At 58.8% G+C, this 19,077-nt stretch carries 19 protein-coding genes and 1 tRNA gene; 13 read left to right on the forward strand and 7 right to left on the reverse strand.

Features of this window, described 5'->3' with window-relative positions:
• Nucleotides 1-95: 95 nt before the first annotated feature.
• From IVB46_RS41930 to IVB46_RS41940, 3 genes are all read left to right on the forward strand, one after another.
• A tRNA-Gly gene (locus IVB46_RS41930) sits at nt 96-169 on the forward strand.
• 138 nt (nt 170-307) lie between these two features.
• Nucleotides 308-1,426, forward strand: a complete 1,119-nt coding sequence (locus tag IVB46_RS41935) for a site-specific integrase (protein WP_247345550.1) — start codon at nt 308-310, stop codon at nt 1,424-1,426.
• 189 nt (nt 1,427-1,615) lie between these two features.
• A complete protein-coding gene (locus tag IVB46_RS41940; protein WP_247345556.1) occupies nt 1,616-2,047 on the forward strand; it encodes a phage N-6-adenine-methyltransferase in 432 nt (143 codons plus the stop codon).
• Here the strand turns inward: IVB46_RS41940 and IVB46_RS41945 are convergent.
• Both IVB46_RS41945 and IVB46_RS41950 read right to left on the reverse strand, forming a co-directional pair.
• Nucleotides 2,044-3,447, reverse strand: coding sequence for a relaxase/mobilization nuclease domain-containing protein (locus IVB46_RS41945; RefSeq protein WP_247345561.1), 1,404 nt, complete (start codon nt 3,445-3,447; stop codon nt 2,044-2,046). The two genes, IVB46_RS41940 and IVB46_RS41945, sit on opposite strands and share 4 nt — an antisense overlap.
• Nucleotides 3,371-3,760, reverse strand: a complete 390-nt coding sequence (locus IVB46_RS41950; RefSeq protein ID WP_247345961.1) for a MobC family plasmid mobilization relaxosome protein — start codon at nt 3,758-3,760, stop codon at nt 3,371-3,373. Before IVB46_RS41950 ends, IVB46_RS41945 begins: the two co-directional genes overlap by 77 nt.
• A 466-nt stretch (nt 3,761-4,226) precedes the next feature.
• Between IVB46_RS41950 and IVB46_RS41955 the strand changes: the two genes are divergently transcribed.
• The gene (locus tag IVB46_RS41955; protein ID WP_247345564.1) at nt 4,227-5,609 is read left to right on the forward strand and encodes a type IV secretory system conjugative DNA transfer family protein; all 1,383 of its coding nucleotides are present in this window, start codon (nt 4,227-4,229) and stop codon (nt 5,607-5,609) included.
• Nucleotides 5,606-6,163: a hypothetical protein gene (locus tag IVB46_RS41960; RefSeq protein ID WP_247345568.1), complete on the forward strand. Its 558-nt coding sequence runs from the start codon at nt 5,606-5,608 to the stop codon at nt 6,161-6,163. The genes IVB46_RS41955 and IVB46_RS41960 overlap by 4 nt, the downstream gene beginning before the upstream one ends.
• A gap of 50 nt (nt 6,164-6,213) precedes the next feature.
• On the opposite strand, the gene IVB46_RS41965 is transcribed toward IVB46_RS41960, so the two are convergent.
• The 3 genes from IVB46_RS41965 to IVB46_RS41975 form a co-directional block, all read right to left on the reverse strand.
• Nucleotides 6,214-6,363 carry a hypothetical protein gene (locus IVB46_RS41965; RefSeq protein ID WP_247345571.1) on the reverse strand — a complete coding sequence of 50 codons (150 nt, stop codon included), beginning with the start codon at nt 6,361-6,363 and terminating at the stop codon, nt 6,214-6,216.
• Nucleotides 6,364-6,420: 57 nt separating this feature from the next.
• Complete coding sequence (locus tag IVB46_RS41970; RefSeq protein ID WP_247345575.1) at nt 6,421-6,636, reverse strand: hypothetical protein; 216 nt, start codon at nt 6,634-6,636, stop codon at nt 6,421-6,423.
• A gap of 417 nt (nt 6,637-7,053) precedes the next feature.
• Nucleotides 7,054-7,671 (reverse strand): tyrosine-type recombinase/integrase, encoded by a 618-nt coding sequence (locus tag IVB46_RS41975; protein WP_247345578.1) that lies wholly within the window; start codon nt 7,669-7,671, stop codon nt 7,054-7,056.
• Nucleotides 7,672-7,961: 290 nt separating this feature from the next.
• Between IVB46_RS41975 and IVB46_RS41980 the strand changes: the two genes are divergently transcribed.
• From IVB46_RS41980 to IVB46_RS42000, 5 genes are all read left to right on the forward strand, one after another.
• On the forward strand, nt 7,962-8,366 hold the full coding sequence (locus IVB46_RS41980) for a hypothetical protein (RefSeq protein ID WP_247345581.1): 405 nt from the start codon (nt 7,962-7,964) through the stop codon (nt 8,364-8,366).
• Between the two features lie 74 nt (nt 8,367-8,440).
• A complete protein-coding gene (locus IVB46_RS41985; protein WP_247345584.1) occupies nt 8,441-9,334 on the forward strand; it encodes a hypothetical protein in 894 nt (297 codons plus the stop codon).
• Nucleotides 9,335-9,340: 6 nt separating this feature from the next.
• Complete coding sequence (locus IVB46_RS41990) at nt 9,341-9,772, forward strand: hypothetical protein (RefSeq protein ID WP_247345587.1); 432 nt, start codon at nt 9,341-9,343, stop codon at nt 9,770-9,772.
• A 506-nt stretch (nt 9,773-10,278) separates the two neighbouring features.
• Nucleotides 10,279-10,593: a hypothetical protein gene (locus IVB46_RS41995; protein ID WP_247345590.1), complete on the forward strand. Its 315-nt coding sequence runs from the start codon at nt 10,279-10,281 to the stop codon at nt 10,591-10,593.
• Nucleotides 10,590-11,591, forward strand: a complete 1,002-nt coding sequence (locus IVB46_RS42000) for a tail fiber domain-containing protein (protein WP_247345592.1) — start codon at nt 10,590-10,592, stop codon at nt 11,589-11,591. Before IVB46_RS41995 ends, IVB46_RS42000 begins: the two co-directional genes overlap by 4 nt.
• A 49-nt stretch (nt 11,592-11,640) precedes the next feature.
• Here IVB46_RS42000 and IVB46_RS42005 read toward each other — a convergent pair whose 3' ends face one another.
• Nucleotides 11,641-12,186, reverse strand: coding sequence for a hypothetical protein (locus IVB46_RS42005; RefSeq protein ID WP_247345597.1), 546 nt, complete (start codon nt 12,184-12,186; stop codon nt 11,641-11,643).
• Nucleotides 12,187-12,280: 94 nt separating this feature from the next.
• Nucleotides 12,281-12,637, reverse strand: a complete 357-nt coding sequence (locus IVB46_RS42010; RefSeq protein WP_247345600.1) for a DUF6876 family protein — start codon at nt 12,635-12,637, stop codon at nt 12,281-12,283.
• A 580-nt stretch (nt 12,638-13,217) separates the two neighbouring features.
• Between IVB46_RS42010 and IVB46_RS42015 the strand changes: the two genes are divergently transcribed.
• The 3 genes from IVB46_RS42015 to IVB46_RS42025 all read left to right on the forward strand — a co-directional run bounded on the left by IVB46_RS42015 (nt 13,218) and on the right by IVB46_RS42025 (nt 19,044).
• Entirely contained in the window at nt 13,218-13,910 is a 693-nt protein-coding gene (locus IVB46_RS42015; protein ID WP_247345602.1) for a hypothetical protein, read from the forward strand.
• A gap of 316 nt (nt 13,911-14,226) precedes the next feature.
• On the forward strand, nt 14,227-15,498 hold the full coding sequence (locus IVB46_RS42020) for a DNA repair exonuclease (RefSeq protein ID WP_247345605.1): 1,272 nt from the start codon (nt 14,227-14,229) through the stop codon (nt 15,496-15,498).
• A gap of 3 nt (nt 15,499-15,501) precedes the next feature.
• A complete protein-coding gene (locus IVB46_RS42025; protein WP_247345608.1) occupies nt 15,502-19,044 on the forward strand; it encodes a YhaN family protein in 3,543 nt (1,180 codons plus the stop codon).
• Nucleotides 19,045-19,077 lie beyond the last annotated feature (33 nt).

The following is a 19,077-nucleotide window of genomic DNA, read 5'->3' on the forward strand; positions in this document are numbered from 1 at the left end:
CGCCCCGGGGGCGGGAACTGGCCTGTCCGCGAGACGGGAAAGACCGGTCCGGAGCAGTTGAGACTGCCGCCCGGTCGTGTTAGGGAGCCAGTGATGCGGGTGTAGCTCAATGGTAGAGCAGCAGCCTTCCAAGCTGAATACGAGGGTTCGATTCCCTTCACCCGCTCCAAACTTCTTGTCTCAAATCGTCTCCTTACCAATTGAAAAAATTGCCATTTTTGCTAGCATGGCTTCCTTGGACGGAACATGACGACGCGCTGCGTAGCATGGCGTCTCATCGGTTTCCGGAGCCAAAACGGAGCCAAGAATGGCGAAGCTTGCTTTTACCGAGCTGACGATTCGAAATCTCAAGCCAGGATCGTATTTCGACGAGAAGATACCGGCCTTCGGCATCAGAGTCGGCAAGAACAGGAAGACCTGGATCGTTGTCCGCGGCCGTGAGCGCATCCGCACGCGGGTTGGTCATTACCCCGCATTGCCGCTAGCCGAGGCGCGCAAGAAGGCACTGGTGCTTCTTGGAAGCCCTCTGGACGCCCAATCGCTCTCAACCTTCGCCGATGGCCGGGAGCTGTTTCTGCGCACCCACTGCGCGCAGCACCAACGCGAGCGCACGCGCAAGGAAACCGAGCGGCTGCTGACCAAACATTTCGCCTCGCTTGATCGCAAAAAGCTCTCAGGCATCACCACTGGACAGATCACCGCCATTCTGGATGAGTTGCTGCCGACGCCCTCTGAAGCGCAACACGCGTTCAAGGTGGCGCGGACCTTCTTCCGGTGGGCGGAGGCGCGGGGCTATTGCAAGAATCCGTGCACGATGCCGGCACCGTCGCGCGACGTGGCGCGCGACCGTGTCCTGACGGACGATGAGCTGAAGCGGATCTACCGCGAGGCCAAGGGACAATTCGGGCAGATCGTCCGCTTGCTGATCCTGACCGGTCAGCGCCGCGGCGAAATCGCCGGTCTGAAATGGGAGTATGTCGATCTGGACAAGGGCGAGATATCGCTGCCGCCCGAAATCGTCAAAAACGGGCGGCGGCACACGTTCCCGATCGGTCCGATGGCCAAGAAAATCCTGCAGGCTATGACGCCGTCGGAAGGGTATCTGTTTCCGGCGCGCAGACGGCAAACGCCATTCGCGGGCTTCTCCGCCGCGAAAGTCGGCCTGGACAAATCCTCAGGCGTCGCGGACTGGACCCTTCACGATCTGCGCAGGACCTTTGCGACCAATCTCGCGACACTGGGCGTGGCGCCGCATGTCATCGAGCGGCTGCTGAACCACATCACAGGGTCGCTCTCGCCGATTGCCCTGCGCTACAACAAGGCGAAATACGACAAGGAGATGCAGGAGGCATTACGAACCTGGGAAGCCAGATTGATCACGATATTGGCACCTTCGCGAATTCGGAGAACACCTCGTCGGGCATGAAATGCAGCGTGTCGCAATGCGTCACACCGCGTCGCTGCGTCAATTCGCCGAACATATTCTCTCACGGCGAAGTTGTCTCTTCCCGGGTCGGCGTGGTGCAAGGTGACACATTCCTGAACACGGCGTCCCGTTTGCACGAGAAACCATGGGCTGTAATTGAGATGTCTCGTTCATCAGGAGATATCTCCCATGTCCGTCAACGCCGCATTCTCTACCAGCACCTCTGACCAATGGGCTACGACGCAGGATTACTTTGACGTTATCGACGAGCGTTACGGGCCGTTCTTGCTCGACGTCTGCGCAACGCCCCAAAACGCAAAGTGTGAGCGCTTCTACACCAAGGATGGGCTCGCGAATCCGTGGTCGGCAAATAACTGGATGAACCCGCCTTATGGCTGCGATGTCGGCAGTTGGATCAAGCGGGCCTTCGACGAAACGAAAAACGGCAACACCACGGTTGCTCTCCTGCCGGCGCGGATCGATGCGCGTTTGTTTCACGAATACATATGCGGCAAGCACGAATTTCATTTGCTGTGTGGTTACCCTGAATTCGGAGGTGCGGGAAGCAGTGCGCCATTCTCTGCCATGCTTGTTATTTTCGGCCGAACGCCGCGAACCTAAAGTTCTCGGCCAAAATCCTGTCCTGAATGGGTGCGGCGCCAGGCCTCCATGTCCCGCTTGACTTGTTCAGCCCGTGACCATTCCGGTTCGGCAATGATCAGCGACCGCCAGGCGGCGTCGTTAAAATGAGGTTCAAGGTCGCCGACCGGTCGGTCCTTCACAGGCTCCGGCAGCGCCGACGGCTTCAGGTCAGCTGCCGTCTTCGCTTTCCCCTCCATGATTTTGTCGATCGCCGCATCGTGTTGAGCCCTCTGCTGCTCGCGCTCGGCCGTTTGCCATTCCTTCAGCGCGCTGAATTCGGTCTTGTGCTTCTGCCAGATATTGTCGGTCAGGGCGCGAGTCTTCGTCTTCCCATCGCGGGCCAGTGATTGCCGTTCGCGCTCATGAATGCGGCCGAGAGTTTTCGCGAGGCTGTTCGTGGAAACGATATGGCGGAACATCTGCCGGAAGGTGAGGGGCTTGCCGCCACCGAGCCGCTCGCGGTTGCGGAACACGAACACGGCCCGCTCGAACGGATGGCTAGCGCGTTCGGTCACGAAGCGCATTTCCTTGGCCTGATCGCGGTAGAGCTGACGCCATTTGGGCCGCGCCTCCTCGCGCATGCGCGCGCGGATGGCATCGTGCTTGGCTTGGCTCACGTCATCAAGTGCATCCCGCTCCCGTTGCTGGCGCTCCCATGTGACGTCACGCGCCAGTTTGTTCGACTTGGCGACTTCTTTGCGCAGCTCCCACCGCCGGTCCTTTTCTGCTTTCTTCTCCAGCCATTCGCGGCGCTTGGGGGACAGATCCTTGATCGGCACGTATGGCTTTCCGGCAGCGGGAGCGAATTCCTGCGCCAACCGCTCTTCCTTGCGCAAGCAGCGCACACGCTTACGCTCTTCCGCGTTGCGCAGGCGCTCGTTGCAATGCACCCGCCCAATTTCCTGTTCATATTCGAGAGCCCATTCGGACAGCCGCTCCTTGGTAAATTTCAGCGCGGCCGTTCGACCCGTGTAGGGATGCACGGTGTTGGCAACGATATGCAGGTGCGGGTGTTTCTTGTCGTGGTGCCCCACGATCAGGGCTTCGTGCCCCTCAAGGCCAAGCTGTTTGAGGCTCGCGATCGCTGCCGCTTTCATCTGCTCTGGCGTCGGCGCATCGTCCGCATGCCAGGAAAGCGTGTAATGCAGCACCGGGGTGGTGTTCTTCCGTCCGCGCGCCGAAAGCCCGGCATTCGCCTTTAGCTTGGCCTGGTTCTGGCACGTCTCATGCATTTCGAACCAGGCATGCTCTGGTTCGCTCGTGAGATTCTGCGTCATCATCCAGGCGACGCGGTCTCGAGTTTCAGCCTTGGGATCGTGAAGGACGTACCGACACGACCCTTTGAAACTCTTGCCGCGGGCTTGCAGGCGCGGAATCATCACATTTCTCCTTCGCATCGCGGAGCCGCTGCAACAGCAGCTCATCGCGCATCAATATGTGGATCAGATCGCGCAGGTTATCTGCCGTGGACAGCGTGTCTGGTGGCAGGTTCGAATTCAGCGCGTGGGCGATCTGGTTCAGATTGTTGCCGATGCGTTTCAGCTCCGCGATCAGCGCCGGATCCAGAGGCGCCGGCATCCTTGAGGCTTCCACCCGTACCGTGCCGCGCGTGATGTAACGCTCGGCTAACCCCGACACGCTTGCGCCCGCCTGCGCGGCTTCGGCCTGCAGCCGCGCAAATTCGGACGGCATCACGCGCACTGTGATCGCTCGGGTGCGGGCAGCAAGCTGGTGAGTACGGGGTCTTGGCACGAGGTGGCCTCCGAGAGGATGGGTTCGGGGCGTGAGCCCTGACAGGAAGGGGTCCCGGGGAAGAGCGGAGCGGCTCCCCTGGGCGAGAGGGATTTGATTTCGAAACCAAGTTTTTTGGATTTCGAAATCAAATCCACATCTCGCTACCCCAAAACTTTCTAAGGGTATTTGCTTCATCACTGAATCTCCCTCCCTTCAGTTATTCCCAACTTTGCTGCGCGCAATCATTTCACTTTTCGTAACTTCTGCACTCGCCAAGTCTCTTCGCGCATTATCTTGTCTCGCTGTGTCGCCTAACTTTTTGATTTTTATTTTGATCTCTTGTGTTGCGCTTCTCTCGTTCGCAATTCGAGTCATGAAGAGCCGCGCGTGTGCGCGGTCCATGCGCTGCATACGGGAGCAATCAATGCATCATCATTTTCCACCGCGTGGGTCCAATATCCGCGGCGCGAGCGAATCGTCTCCGTCGCAAGTGTGGTGTGATCCGGCTGATCTTGATGACAGCTGGACCTGGTCGCCGGGCCGCGTTCTGCTTGGGCGTTGGGGCGATCGTTGGCTCGGCCGCAAGGACGGCCGGCACGTCATGACAATCGCGGGTACGCAGGCGGGGAAATCATCAAGCGTACTTATCCCGAACTTGCGCCGCTATCCAGGCTCTGTGGTCGTGCTTGATCCGAAGGGCGAGCTGGCTGCGGCGTGTGCGGAGTATCGTCGAACGATGGGACAGCACGTCTATATCCTCGACCCATTCGAAGAGCTCGGACAGGAGTCGGCCTCCTACAATCCTTTCTCGGAGCTCGGGCTTGGCAGGATCCGGCACATTGCCCCCGACGTATCTCAAAGTTCCGATGCGCTTATCATCAATAACGCACGTGATCCGCATTGGACCGACGCCGGGAAGAATCTCACCCGCGGCGACGTGCTGCTGACGCTCGCCGAGCGACGTCTTCCAACCTTGCGCGGCCTGAGGCGGTTCCTGTGTTCGACGCCGCCCGAGATGGAGCGCCGCCTCACCGCCATGGCAAATACTCCCGAGTTCGACGGCATCATCAGCAATATCGGCTCGACCTTTCTGGGAAAGCTTACCGGGAGTCCACGGGAGATGCAGAGCATCCTCTCGACGGTGCAGGAGCAAACAGCGCCGCTCGATGATGTGCTGCACATCACCGAGCGCAGCGACTTCCGGCTCGCGGACCTCAACACAGGAAAGTTGTCGATCTTCTTGGTGCTGCCCGGCATGCGGATGGGCACGCATTTCAGGTGGCTGCGCCTGATCGTACAGCAGGCACTCTCTGTCTTGGAACGTGCGCCCGTACCGCGCGGCAAGCTACCGGTGTGGTTCGTGCTGGAGGAGTTTCCGACGCTCGGACACATGCGCAGCCTTGAGACGGCGGCCGGGCTGATGGCTGGCTTCGGAGTAAAGCTGTGGTCCGTCCTGCAGGACCTGACGCAGCTTCAGACCAACTACCCGAAATCCTGGGAAACCTTCCTTGGCAATGCCGGCATCATTCAGGCATTCGGCAACGTGGACCTAACGACGACTGAGTATCTCTCCCGCATGCTGGGCAATACCCAGATCATCGAGACGCAGGATATCCGCGTATCAGGCGGGCAGATGAGCCAGGGTGACCTTGGCCGCAGGGAGCACGTGCGAAACGTGCGCCTGCTTGAGAACTTCGAACTCCGGCAGCACTTCGCGGCGGAGGCGTGTCGCCAACTCGTCATCGTGCCCGGCAGCCCGCCCGTTTACATGAACCGGCTAGAGCCGGAAGGGAGGGAGACCGCATGAGCTATCAGGTGATCAGGGAGTACGACATTGATGGCAAGCTCGTGGCGGCGGGCTATGAGTGGGGGGAGCCAAACGACCTCATCATGCATCTGTCGGCTGGCTTCATTTTAGCGGCTGTCGGTATCGCGACCATATCGTCTTACGTCATGAAGACGCATGTCCTCGGCGGCCTCTTACTGCTGAGCGGAAGCGCGCTGCTTGGGTACGCTGGCTATAAGTTGTCCAAGGTCGTGTTTCGTCCGCGGTCCTTCATCTTCAATCTCGATGGCGCAATGCGGATGCCACACGGCGTGCCCGAATTCGGGCGGCTGCGCGCTATCAATGGCCATCACGGAAAAGTCGGCACCATCGAGAAAATCCGTGACGAGGGCCCTCACGGAGGGCCCCGCGGTGTTCATCGCGTCGCCATGTTCAGCAAGGAAGGGCACATCGTGCGCATATCAAAGGCACTTCATCCAGACGACGCCCATCTGGTCTCGGTGCAACTCACCGCGGCCTTGCAGGAGATCCGCGACGAAATCGCGTGGCGTGCGCGGGCCCGGGGAGCGCGGTAATGTGGGCCGCAAGAGAAGCGGAAGCTCATGAACCAGCTTCCGCCGTGACATCAGTCGATGTTATTCCGCAGGGTGTCGGAGTTGAGTGTCTCGACGCAGCCGTTGCGGTAGCGCAGCAAGGTATCGCCGTCGAGATCGAAGAGATCGTCAGGCCGGCAGATCGCGGATCCGATTTGCGGCTTCGAATGCGTCAGCTGCAATCGGGCTCGTGAACGGCGCGAGGGCATGCCCTCGCGCCGCGGTGCCTGCCGCCGAACTCACGCTGCGCTCGCCTCGTCACCGGTCTTCTCGGTGATCTCACGCAGCTGGATGCGGCCGTTAAGGGGGAAAGCATCAAACATTAGCTGGAAGCCGTTGCCGTTCTTGTTCGGCCAAGCGGAGCCGATGCGGGTCCAGAAGCTTTTTTCCTTCTCGCCGCGCACCTGGTAGATGGCGTGTGTCGGGCGCTTTTTCTCGTTTGTCTTGTCGGTCATTTTTAAGTCTCCATAAGTTGTTTCGGCCGAGCCACATGCTGGCCTTGTGGGGACGTGAAAAGCGGGACCATGAACGCAAGGTCACACGCCGCGCGTCAGCGCGCCGCAAGGGGCGGAGCTGCACAAGCCGAAGGCGCGGAAGCGAGCCGCGTTGATCCTCTAGCGTTCGGTCCCGCTTAGACCCCACAAACAAGGCCGGCAGGCTTCGTGCCGAACAAAGCCGGAGACAGAAGAGGCCGCCAGCAAACGACAAGGATACGTCCAAGCTTCGTTGATGCGGAGTGGGGGGAAGGTGGTGGCATAGACCGCTTTTCGGTAGCAAGGCCGGAAAGGGCAATGGTGCAGCTCCCGATCAGGTGGACTTCCGTTCCGGCAGCTGATCAGCAGACGTCACGGAAACGCGTGCAGGGGGCAGCGTCAGTGCGGCGCAGCGACCGCAAGCGTCCACATACGTCGGGCGATTTCACGCTCTTCAGGTCCGATAGCCTGCAGGTAGATACTTGTGGTCTCCATGCGCGCGTGCCCGAGCCAGCGCTGAACAAAATTCAGCGGCACGCCGCTGCGGATCGCGTGGAGTCCAAAACCGTGACGCAATCCCTTCGGCGTGGCGTGGATACCGGCCTCGATATGCGCTTCGGCCATGATTGTCTTGACCAGTTGCCAGGCCCGGCACCGGCACCACGTCCACAGCTTGCGTGCGTGCTCCCCGGTAGCGAGGCTATGCACGCGCACGATTTCCGCCATGACATCTTCGGGGAGGGGGATTTCACGGATGACGACAGCGCGACTGCGCTTCTTCAGACTACGGACCGCAACGAAACACTCGGTGACGTCAAAGGATTGTGCGGTCAGCGCAAGGCATTCCGAGATGCGGCATCCGCTGTAGGCGAGGACCAGACAAAACGTAGCAAGATCGCTGCGGGGGCACGCCCAGGCGGCGGCAATGAAGCGGGCGCGCTCGCTCGGCGAGAGATATTTGCGGCACCCGATGGGCGTATAGAGACAACCGCCCGAAATTTTGCGTGGTTTGGGCATGGGCCGCTCCTACCGGGCTGTGCCGGTACCGGGGCGACAGTCTTGCCTATTCTGTTGAATGGTCTGGGACGCTTGAAATCCGGGGCTTCCGGAGCGAACTGGATTTTTTGATACCACGTCGTGGAATCCGGATCAACGGATCATCTCGCGCGTTATGGCCAATGCGACAGAATAGGCAATTCTGTTGAGTGACCTCGGAGCGCTGCATCAAAGCCTTGGGAGATAGCTCAGGGCTTTTTTGATTCTGGGACGTCGGGCGCGGACCCCCCTCAATAGTGGAGTCACGTCCTATGAACGCACCTTTCTCCCGATCCGATATCGCGCAGTGGAATCATTTGCGGGATATTCACGACGTTCAGCCTCTGAACGAACGCGACCGCGCCTGCCTCGATGCCGTGCGCGGCGTGCTTGAACAGTTTGATCGCCTCGACCGCTTCGGGGTCAATCTCCTGCACAAGCACTTCGACATGGCGAGCGACGAAATCCTCGTCGAACAGGTGGACGAAGCGGGCCGCAGGCTCGTGACCAAGCCGGTCAAGGTTGACATCGTCCGCGACGAGATGGCCGCCGCCTATGAAACCCAGTGGCACTGGCAACGAGATGCCAGCGGCGCACTGGCGCAGGTCTGCGTCTCGCGCTGTTTTCCCGGCAACTGGCAATCGCCTGGGCACGTCAGCCAGCACACCGGCTGGTAGTCGGCGGCTGGTAGTCGGCAGGGGCCGCGTTCGCGCGGCCCCCATTCCGTTTCATCACACAAAGGAATTTTAGAATGTTCAGGTCTTCACTGGCCGTCACGCTGCTCCTGGCTGCGACTGGCGTATCTTACGCGCAGCAACAGGAAATCGAATGGAAGCAGACCATCAATATGCCGAAGGGCCAAAACATCCCCCGTGATCGCGCGGACATTCTCGGCATCGAGATCGGCGACACCTACCAGGAAGCGAAGGAGAAGCTTCAAAAGCTGGCAGCGGAAGGCATTCAACCCAAAGCGAAAACCATGACACCCGCGGAACGCGCGGTCGCCCGAATGAACGGCGAGCGTAGCGGCCCGCCGCCGATGAAGGAAGAAAAGCGTATATATAATCTGAAAGCTCCTGGCGCCAATTCTACGATATCGGCGTCCTTCGTCCAGACGATCAACATCAGTCGCGAGATGGCGAGCGGTTCGGGCAAGAAATACTCCGAGAACGTGGCCGTGATACTCAGTGCGCCGTCGTCAGGGCATCAGGTGATCGGCGTGACGCGGAGCATCTATTACGGAGCGGACGGCGATCAGCCGTTGATTTCCGATACGTTGGCGCAGTTGAAAGCCAAGATGAAGTTCGAGCCGCAAGTCATCCATGCAGGTGGCTTTCAGTACCGGTTTCAATTCAATGACGGAAAGCCGTACGCGCCGCCTAAGCCGTCTTTAACGTCTTGCGTTGTGGGTTACGGCGTCGATAACGCGACCAACTTGCGACAAGTCAATGAATCCGGCGATTGCGACGCGTTGCTGGAAATAAGTTCGCAGACGGGCATTTCGGCCAACCACGCGAGCATCCTCTTTTTCAAGCTGGGCGATAACGATCGCACGAAAGCAAACCTGACCGCCGACTTCGCATTTCTGTCTGATTACGTTTCCCAACTCCAGCAAAACACGCGCGGCGCGCCCCCAAAGCTCTGAGCACCGATGGCAGAATCACCGACCAGACGCGAAGTAATGACGAGCGCGGTGGCGATTGCCGCCACCGCGCTTATGCCGGGCATTGAGCCAGCACGTCCGGGTTTTCTAGCGATCAATGAGAAAGTAAACCAGGCGGTCATGCAGTTTAGACAAGCACGGATCGCGTCACGCGTTGCCCGTCCTCGCATTCTTGATGAAATGCGCAACACTGGAATCTCTGGTTTCTTTGCTGCAGCCGAAATAAGGACACGGGTGCGTGCGCGCCAAGCCGCACAAGAGGCCGTCGAAGAATTGTGCAGAACGATTGCGACCAATGAGCGCGAGATCGCTCTTCAAGAGGAGGCTGTCGCGATCTATGAGAACGAGCTTCGCGGGCCGATGAACTTAAGGAACCGCTTTGCTTTAATCGATGGAATGGTTGCATCCGCAACCGACTAGCCTAGCGGCAATGAGCGGGGGAAAGCAGTCAAGGCCGCGCATGCGCCCGTTAGGGTCGCCTTGACCGCTGGGGCGGCACGCCCCCAATGCAAACAAGAGAAGGCACCCGCAGGAGCGTCAGCATAGCGCCGCCGAGGCGGGACGCGGGACCGAGTGCAGCCGTGAGACTGGTTAAAAGGGCACCCGCGTTCGGGGCAGTGATAGCGACGCCGGTATGAAATGACGGCGGGACCCTAACGCGAGTGCCCCCGGCGAGCGGCTCATTATTGCTTCGCGCGAGGGATCGTCACCACATGGCCGAGACAGACGTTCCGCGCCTTCGCGGCAATCGGCTAGCTCGGTGAGCGTTCGCGAGTAGAGCCCCGTCCGTTTGGGACGCGCCGTTTGGTTTGAATGCTTAAGAAGCCAGTTGAATTATGTCTTAGGGCTGCGTTTCGGTGTGCGAGAGTTGACCCTTCAACAGATTCCGCCGTACACTAAATGACAACATTCCTGGCTGGAGGAGCATGAAGAGATATATTTTCTGCCTTTGTTTCTTTTTTATTTTCGGCATTACGGCTTCATCTTCTGCTCAACCCGCGATCGAACTCTCGGACTGTTCGTCGTCATCCGAGCAAGCTCTCGCACTGGCGAACAAATCGCTCGCGAGCGAAAATTCCAAAGATGACCGGATTGCATTGGTTTGCCTGACGCAAGCCGTAAGCGCGATCGATAAGCGGCTCGACGATCTGATTGCAGGCCGTATTGAGTTCAAGGGACCGGTAAAAGCGCCTAGCTATCTCTATCCAACGGATCCCAACAGCAAGAGCGGTGGAAAATGAACCTCCGCTATTCGGGCATTGTTGCCTTACTCTGGGTCGGCCTTCAGTTTCTTTCCGCAAGCTCCACTTTCGCAGCTTGCTCGACCCCAGCTGGCGTCGAGGGGCAGTCGATTTACGACTTTACCGCTCATAATCTGCAAGTTTGCTCGGGCACGACATGGCAGGTGTTAGGAGGCACCCCGTCCCAATGGGCCAACGGTTCGGGAGGGGCGATTTCATACAGCGGCGGAAATGTTGGAATCGGTACAACGTCTCCGGCACAAAAGTTGGACATTGCTTTGGGACAAACAGCCGAGAACCAAGGCATACCGGCTTCGTCTGGCTCCTCGCAAAATGGCGGTTTGCGGATTTCATCGTCGGCAACCATATACGGTGAAGTTCTCGATATGGGGGTAAACGTAAGCTCGGCGGGATCATACGGGTGGCTACAAGCGACAAATCGTGCGGCGCTAGGGACAAATTACAAGCTGGCGTTGAATCCCAATGGCGGCAACGTCGGCGTTGGAACGACGAGCCCGGGAGTTCTGTTCGATGTTAATGGCGCCCTGCGTGCTTCGACAATTCGCGTGGCCAGCATGCCGACGACCTCTTCTGTCTATAGCGTGTGTGTGAATAGCGGTACCGGCGCACTCGAATACGCGTTCAACGTTACCTGTCCCGCAGCATCGGACCGCCGCCTGAAAACCAACATCGAAAGCATTTCAAAAGTGACCTCGCTTGAGCAGGCATTGAAATTGCGACCGGTAACGTTCGACTGGATAGACAAGAAAGCTCGTGGTTCACAAAGGAACATCGGATTCATTGCCCAGGAGGTCGAAAAAGTCGTTCCGGAGTTGGTCGTGATCCAAAAGGACGGCATCTACAATTTACAGTACGAGAAAATGAGTGCAGTACTCACAGGGGCCATTCAGCAGCTAAAAGCCGAAAACGACACGCAGGCTGATGAAATCCGCGAGCTTCGCGAAGAGTTCAAAATTCTGAAAGCTTCCATCCATTAAATCATCGCCACTTACGAAGGATTGAGATCAACGCATTGAACCCTTCGCATTAGCCTTCTTTCACCCTTTCGGCTTCTATGCGCGGATTATCGACAAGCTCGGTGACAATGTCCTTGAAATCCTTGCACTCACGTAGCTGTGTTTGAAGGTATTTCAGCTCTCTCTTCTTGAGTGTCTTACACCTCGCGCGCGTTGCCACGTCATAGATATCACCCGTGATCGCGTCGAGCTTAAGGCCTTTCTCGTAGTCATGGCCGTGCAAGCGTGAGGGCCACGGATCGACATCCGTTTTGTGAAAATCCCAGATATGCCCGTTACGCTTGACGAGCTTCTCGACAAGGAGACGCGGTACGTCGAACTCCTTGTCGATCGCAACTTCGCGGGTCTCGATCGTCAGCGCTGGCTTTGCAGGCTGGTTCTCGGGCAGTTGCGAAAGGCCTGTGGCGAGACCGCTCAGCGGCAGGATCCATTCGCCTGCCGTCGAGTATTCTATGTTGACGCGCACCGTCGATTGACCGTCCTTAAACGTATGCTCGCCGATCTTCTCGCCTTTGTAGGTGATAACGCCCGTTTGTGGGTCAAGTTGCAGCGACATGGTTTTCAATTTCCTCTCGGTGCACAACTAGTGTTCTGGACGACAAAGGGGGCATCGTTGATGCCCCCTGCGAGTCCGGTCGGCTTAGCAGAAATCAGTATTCGCTCGGCAGCAGGATCACTTTATCGGTAAACCATAGCGTAATGCCAGGAGCGGGAAAATCGGTGAAGGCGATCTTCTTGGCGTACACTTGCGTACCGTTGCCATTACCGCAGCTCAACATTGCGCGGTTGGTTTCGACGTCGAGTTTCCAGACCTGAAATCCTTCTGTCTTGACGGCAGCTACATCCAGCTGGGCGAGTGCGATCTCATCCAGTAGCCAATAGGCACCGGCCTGGTCCGCCACGTATTTCGCGCCCTCGGTAAAAAGCACGTTTTGATTCAGCGGGTTCCGGTACCACTGCTCTGTTCCGGTGAACTGGTGCAGGTCTGCAAGTTTGATGTCAGTCATATTCGCCTCTCATGGTTTTCGGTTTGCGCAATGCAAACCGGCTAGCCACGCGGCAATGAGCGGGGGTTAGCTGTCACAGGCCGAAGGCGGAGGCTGGCGCGGGCTGGAGCGAAGCGACGACACGGGCCGACGCTTTCGCCCCCAAGGGGCTTGGCCTTGACGGCAGGGGCGGCACGCCCCCAATTCAAAACGAAAGAGGCAGCCGACGACAGGGCAGTGATAGCGACGCGGGGCTTGCCCCGTGGGCCCCGAGGCGACTGCCGCCGCGAGACCGGTTAACAAGGCACCCGCGTTCGGGGCAGTGATAGCGACGCCGGAACGGCGGGACCCTAATGCGAGTGCCTCCGGCGAGCGGCTCAATATCCCCTGCGCGAGGGATCGTCACGGGATGACGTTAAAGGCTCTGCTTGACTGGTTGAGAGAAGCTTTTTAGTTTTGTGTTGGCCTTGAGCACAGGCCGGTGTGCCCACCCACGCGAAGCCATGCAGTGCTTTTTCTATCAACTCTCATGATCCTTCCCGTTGGGCGGATTTGATTGGCAGTGGGCACACAGTCAGGTCCGTGATCAAAGGAATGGACCATGACACTTCGCAACGAACTGCAATCCCTGAAAACAACTGCTAAGCGTATTGCTCGGGCGCGCCGAATTGCGCATCACGAAGCACTCGATCTGATTGCCCGCAAACTGAGACAACCTCACTGGAATGCTTTAGTCGCCGCATGGGAAACTGGCTGGCGGCCAGAGGGTGACGCTGTCGAAGCTCTCGCCAGCGCCGAAAAAACTATCGACCCCGACGTAATGGCAATTTCAATTCTCGGCATCGGCCAGGGAGTGGAAGAACACGGGCACATCGACGGCGTTCCCTATACGCTCGAAATCGATTTCGAGGTAGTTATGTGGGTTGAAGGACGATGGGCGATCTGTGTAGAGCACGCGCCCTCGAAAGAGCCGATCATCGAAATCTACGATCGCAGCGAGAACAATCCGATCCTGAACACTGCGTTCAGGTCGAAGGCGCTCGCGATATGCCGGGAGGCGGTTGAAAGACTGCGTGCCCGTATTGCAGCGGATTGGCCGCGGCGATCGACAAAGCCGGACGCAGAGGGCAATGCACAGCACCCTTTGTCGAAAGGTGTCGCAAGTAGATGGTATTGCTTGCACTGCGACGGCGCGTTTACGGCATCGCAGATGTCCGAAAATATGTGGCACTGTCCAAAGTGCAGTGCGACACCCATCGACATATTCATTGCGCCTTTCTGGAAAGCCGCCTGATTAGACCGAGCACGGCTTGTCCAACCGGCAATGAGGAGCGTCACGCTCCTCATTTTGCGCGAGGGATCGTTACCGGATGGCCGAGACAGACGTTCCGCTTCTTCGCGGCAATCGGCTGGCTCGGTGAGCGCTAGCGAGTAGAGCCCGGCCGGGCCACCGGCGCGTCCACGGGCATGACATCCAAGCCAAAACGCTGGAAATTCACGACTTTCCGGTGGTGGGCTCAACTCTGGGGAAAAGGACGCAGTTATCCACACCCATTGCGAGAATCTGATTTTCATGTTTTGTTCACGGTAGCGATTCTAATGGGGCGAGGATGAGTTCCTTTCAGTTTATCCATACCGGGGATATCCACCTCGACAGCCCTCTAAAAGGGCTGAGCGGCCAGGAAGGGGTTGCGGCCGAACGCATCCGGACGGCGACCAGAACCGCCTTCGAAGATCTTGTTTCCCGGGCGATTGAAGAGCAGGTCGCCTTCATGGTCGTTGCCGGTGATCTTTATGACGGCGACTGGCGCGATTTTCAGACAGGTCTCTTTTTCGTCGGGCAGATGGGGCGTCTTCGCGCAGCGAACATCCCCGTATTCTTGCTCCACGGCAATCACGATGCCGAAAGCCAGATCACGCGGCGGCTCACCTTGCCGGACAACGTCCAGGTGTTCGGCTACCGAAAACCGCAAACATTTGAGCTGGAAGAATGCCGCGTGGCACTGCATGGCCAAAGCTTCAGAGTGCCGGCGACAACAGACAACCTTGCGGCGGCTTATCCCCCGCCGGTCAAAGGCTGCTTCAACATCGGCGTGTTGCATACCGCCCTCGGAGGCGTGAATGGACCTCACCAGAATTACGCGCCGTGCAGTCTCGATGAGCTTGTAAACAAGGGCTACGATTATTGGGCGTTGGCGCATGTGCATCAGGCCAGCGTTCTGCACGCGCATCCTCATGTCGTTTTCTGCGGTAACCTGCAGGGCCGCCATATTCGTGAAACAGGTCCAAAGTCGGCCTACCTGAACACGGTTCAAGACGGCGTTCTGCAAAGTATTGAACCGCTTCATACCGACGTCGTCCGCTGGGCCCAGATCGACGTGCCGGTTGGCGCGTGCGCGCAGTTTGGCGACGTCATAGATGAAATCAAAAACAAGATTGATGCCGCCACGATGGATTCAGAGGGGCGGCTGCTGGCATGCCGCATCCAGCTGACGGGTGCGACCGCTCTCCATGGCGAGTTGCTGGCGTCAGAGTCGCAGCTGCTTGCCGAGGCACGGGCTGCTTCCCTGGCACTCGGCGCAGAGATTGCGTGGATCGCGAGCGTGGTCAATGCGACGCAGCCGGCATCGACAATGTCGGGAGCAATGGATCAGGAGGCGCTCAATGATTTGAACGTTTTGCTGTCGCAGGCAACCGGCGATCCCGAATTGCAGGTTCAAGTCGCGAATGAACTGGGCGAACTCATTCGCAAGCTTCCGCATGACGCTGCGCTCGATGTGGACGATGCGCTTCTGCTGGCCGCGATCAACAAGGATTTTGCCGCGGTGATCGGTCAGGCCGGCGCGTATCTGAACGCACGCCTGAGTGCGGGGGAGCGTTGAACAATGCGTTTGCGTTCTCTTGATCTTATTCGCTACGGGCATTTCACCGACCGGACGCTCGCTTTTCCGTCAGGCGGGCCGGATTTTCACATCGTGTACGGTGAGAACGAGGCTGGGAAATCGACGACAATGTCGGCGATTGAAGATTTGCTGTTCGGAATTCCCGGTCAGTCTCCTCGCAACTTTCTTCATGAAAACGCTGCGCTTCGGATTGGTGCGACGTTGGAACACGATGCGAATACGCTCGCCATCCGGCGGCGCAAGGGCAATAAAGATACCATCCTGGGATGGGACGATCTGCCCTTGAGCACAGGCGACGGGACGCTTGGGCCACTGCTCGGAGGGATTGATCGCGCCTTCTTTTGCAGGATGTTCTGTCTCGATCATGAGCGCCTGCGCGTCGGCGGGCGTGACATTATCCAGGCCAAGGACGATGTCGGCGCTACCTTGTTCGCTGCCGGGGCAGGCGTGTCGGGCCTCCGGGGCCTTCTTGCGGCGATGCAGGAAGAGGCGGAAGGGCTTTGGGCCAGCCGCAAAGCGGGGCATCGAAAATATTACCAGGCCGAAGACCGCCTCAAGGATGCGGATACTGCCTTGCGGCAGCACATCGTGACGGCAAGCAAGTGGCAGGAACTGAAATCGGCTTTCGATGAGGCGCGCGAGCGCTGCGCCGGCATTGAAAAGGACATCGAAGGTCAGGTCACCGAACTCGCCAAAATCGCGCGCATTCGGCGCGTTTATCGTGCCGTGCGGCGTCTGGCGGAAATCGAGCGCGAAATCGCCGGACTGGGTGGTGTTGCTGTTCTTCCTGCCGGCGCCGCAAGCGAATTCGAGAAAGCGGCCTCCGATAACGCTGCCGCAGACGTGCGCATCAGCGCGTTCGGCGAACAGATCGCGGCCATCGGCGTGGAGTGCGCTGGCCTGGTCATCGATGACAACCTTCTGCAGCACGGATCGGAAATAGAGCGGCTCTATGAACGCCGCATCCAGGTTGCGTCGGGCAGGGCGGACTTACCAAAGCGGCGCGCGGATCTCGCGACTTCAGAAGAGGCGCTGAAACGCCTGGCGGCCGAATTGGAATGGACGGGTCCAACTGTCGAGCACTTGATCGCCAGGATTCCCGTGCGTGCCAAGGTCTCGGTTGTCCGTGGGTTGTTGACCGCGCGCGGTAGCCGTTTCACGGCGGTCGGAAACGCTCGAAAAGCGGTCGAGGACGCGCTTGAGAAGGTAGAGGATATTCGCATCCGCATCGAAGCGGTGGGTGCCGCGCAGGATGTTTCGGCGCTGGCGGGCGTCGTCAAATCCATCCGCGCCCTCGGTGACCTGGATGCGCGTCTGCAGGCGGCCGAAAGAGAGCGGCGGGACGCCGATGATCTCTGTCAGCAGCAAATGGCGTCGATGAATCCCGCGGTTGCAGACGAGGTGCGTTTGCGTGCCATGCGGACGCCGACCAACGCAGCAGTCAAGGCGCACCGTGATGCGGCCCGCGAATTGGAACGTCGCATCCATAACCATGAGGCGGTAATCCGTGAATCCGCCCGCATGGTCGAGAACAATCGCAAAGCTTACCTCCGGCTTGTCTCGGATGAAGGGATTGTGTCCGCAGGCGAGATGACGAGATTGCGGGAGCATCGTGATGCCGGATGGTCCATCATAAAGCGGAAGCACATTGAGAACGTCGCCGTGCCAGATGCCGACGAACAGGAATTCACGAAGGGCGGTTCCCTACTGAGCGCATTTGAGGCGAGCATCGGCCATGCCGACGGAGCTGCCGATCAGCGTTTTGAGAATGCGCAATCGACGGCCGAAGCGATGGTGCTGGCCCGGCAGATTGCTGAACAGGAAGACGGACTACACGCGCAAAAAGAAGAGCTGGAAGCGCTAACCCTGGAGCAGTCGGGACTGGCCGCCGCATGGGTGGGCATGTGGACCGGTGTTACGGACACGCCATCGACCCCGGATGAAATGCTCGAATGGCTCGATGCAAGGACAGTGTTGCTTGGCCAGATCGCCAAGCGCGACGCTGCCCTCCGGTCGTCGGCATCGCTGCAGCAGGAGATTGCGGACGCCAGGAAGCAGCTTGTTGGCATACTGCAGGATCCTGCGGTTACCGCCGCCGCAGAAAGTCTGCCGCTCAACGGCATTCTGGCGACGGCGGAGTTGCGCATCCGGACGCAGGAAGCGATTGCGCAAAAGCGTGCCGAGCTGGAGCTTGAGGAACGCAAGATCAAGGCTGACGCAGAGCGAAAGAGCAAGGCCCTCGAAAGCGCCGAGAAAGAGCAGCGCGAGTGGGAAAACGAATGGAAGGAGGCCTTGGCAGCGCTGAACTTATCGGGCGAGGCGGCGGTCGAGACCATACAAGGCCAGATCGAAGCTCTGGAACAGATGCGCGACGTCGCCGCAAAGATTGCGGACCTGCAGCATGAGCGCATCGGCAAGATCGAGCGGGATATTACAGCATTTGAAAGCGAGGTAGCGAGACTCGCTGCATCCGTAGCAACGGATTTGGCAGGCGCGGATGCTGACGACGTTGTTATCAAATTGCAGGCGAGGCTGAATGACGCGAAGCAAAGCCAGGCAACGCTTGGCGAAAAGAAAGCGGCTATCCAGGGCCTTCAAAAGAAATTAGAGGATTGCGACAAGTCGAGAGAAGCCGCGCAGGAAATTATCCTGAAGCTGCAACAGGCGGCAGGCGTGACGCTGGATGCATTGCGCGCAGCCATAAGGCAATCCGATTTGCTGCGCGGGCTTAAGGATGAACAGGCAAGCTTGCACATTACGCTCGAAGGAGACGGCGATGGTCTTGGCATTGAGGCTCTGGCCGAGGAGTGCCGCAACAGCGACTTGGATCAAGCGGCGGCACGCGAACAGACGCTATCGCAATCCTTGAAGGATCAAAGACAGCGCCAGCTTGAGGCCATCCAGCAGCGTAACGACGCGGCGCGCGTTTTCGAAGCACTTGGCGGCGACGCTGCCGCCGCAAAGGCTGCGTCCGACCGTCAGGCAGCGCTCGCGGATATGAGAGACGCCGCCAGTCAATATGCCCGCGTTCGTTCAGCATCGCTCATCCTGCAATGGGCGATCGAGCGTTTCCGCCGCGAAAAGCAGGCGCCTCTGCTCAAGCGGGCGGGGGAGTTGTTCTCGATCCTGACCGGCGGATCCTTTGAAAGGCTCGCGCTCGAATACGATGAGAAGGACGTTCCTCATCTCGCAGGTGTCCGGCGCGACGGGAGCGTGGTTGGGGTTTCCGGCTTGAGTGAGGGGGCCGCCGATCAGTTGTTCATGGCCCTTCGCGTCGCCGCCGTCGAAGAATATCTCGTCCATGCCGGGCCAGTTCCGTTCATCGCTGATGATCTGTTTATCAATTATGACGACGAGCGCGCTGCCGCCGGATTCAAAGTGCTGCGCCAGCTCTCGGAAAAGACGCAGGTGCTGTTCTTTACCCACCATCAGCATCTAGTTGGCGTGGCTCGCACTGCATTCGGCGGCAACGTCTCGACCGCTGTGCTCGACCATCATGATGATCCCTTGAAAAACGTGGCATAGCTTTGAAACTGCTGCCCGATTGCAAGCGAGCGT

The organism is Bradyrhizobium sp. 61 (assembly GCF_023073075.1).
Classification (GTDB): domain Bacteria; phylum Pseudomonadota; class Alphaproteobacteria; order Rhizobiales; family Xanthobacteraceae; genus Bradyrhizobium; species Bradyrhizobium barranii.

Bases quoted from the DNA above. Each gene is read 5' to 3' on its own strand.
- IVB46_RS41975 (WP_247345578.1), bottom strand. From the start codon at position 7,671: ATGCCCAAACCACGCAAAATTTCGGGCGGTTGTCTCTATACGCCCATC.
- IVB46_RS41970 (WP_247345575.1), bottom strand. From the start codon at position 6,636: ATGACCGACAAGACAAACGAGAAAAAGCGCCCGACACACGCCATCTAC.
- IVB46_RS42025 (WP_247345608.1), top strand. From the start codon at position 15,502: ATGCGTTTGCGTTCTCTTGATCTTATTCGCTACGGGCATTTCACCGAC.
- IVB46_RS41960 (WP_247345568.1), top strand. From the start codon at position 5,606: ATGAGCTATCAGGTGATCAGGGAGTACGACATTGATGGCAAGCTCGTG.
- IVB46_RS41990 (WP_247345587.1), top strand. From the start codon at position 9,341: ATGGCAGAATCACCGACCAGACGCGAAGTAATGACGAGCGCGGTGGCG.
- IVB46_RS41940 (WP_247345556.1), top strand. From the start codon at position 1,616: ATGTCCGTCAACGCCGCATTCTCTACCAGCACCTCTGACCAATGGGCT.
- IVB46_RS42005 (WP_247345597.1), bottom strand. From the start codon at position 12,186: ATGTCGCTGCAACTTGACCCACAAACGGGCGTTATCACCTACAAAGGC.
- IVB46_RS42010 (WP_247345600.1), bottom strand. From the start codon at position 12,637: ATGACTGACATCAAACTTGCAGACCTGCACCAGTTCACCGGAACAGAG.
- IVB46_RS42020 (WP_247345605.1), top strand. From the start codon at position 14,227: ATGAGTTCCTTTCAGTTTATCCATACCGGGGATATCCACCTCGACAGC.
- IVB46_RS41950 (WP_247345961.1), bottom strand. From the start codon at position 3,760: ATGCCGTCCGAATTTGCGCGGCTGCAGGCCGAAGCCGCGCAGGCGGGC.
- IVB46_RS42015 (WP_247345602.1), top strand. From the start codon at position 13,218: ATGACACTTCGCAACGAACTGCAATCCCTGAAAACAACTGCTAAGCGT.
- IVB46_RS41995 (WP_247345590.1), top strand. From the start codon at position 10,279: ATGAAGAGATATATTTTCTGCCTTTGTTTCTTTTTTATTTTCGGCATT.
- IVB46_RS41985 (WP_247345584.1), top strand. From the start codon at position 8,441: ATGTTCAGGTCTTCACTGGCCGTCACGCTGCTCCTGGCTGCGACTGGC.
- IVB46_RS41980 (WP_247345581.1), top strand. From the start codon at position 7,962: ATGAACGCACCTTTCTCCCGATCCGATATCGCGCAGTGGAATCATTTG.
- IVB46_RS41935 (WP_247345550.1), top strand. From the start codon at position 308: ATGGCGAAGCTTGCTTTTACCGAGCTGACGATTCGAAATCTCAAGCCA.
- IVB46_RS41945 (WP_247345561.1), bottom strand. From the start codon at position 3,447: ATGATTCCGCGCCTGCAAGCCCGCGGCAAGAGTTTCAAAGGGTCGTGT.
- IVB46_RS41955 (WP_247345564.1), top strand. From the start codon at position 4,227: ATGCATCATCATTTTCCACCGCGTGGGTCCAATATCCGCGGCGCGAGC.
- IVB46_RS42000 (WP_247345592.1), top strand. From the start codon at position 10,590: ATGAACCTCCGCTATTCGGGCATTGTTGCCTTACTCTGGGTCGGCCTT.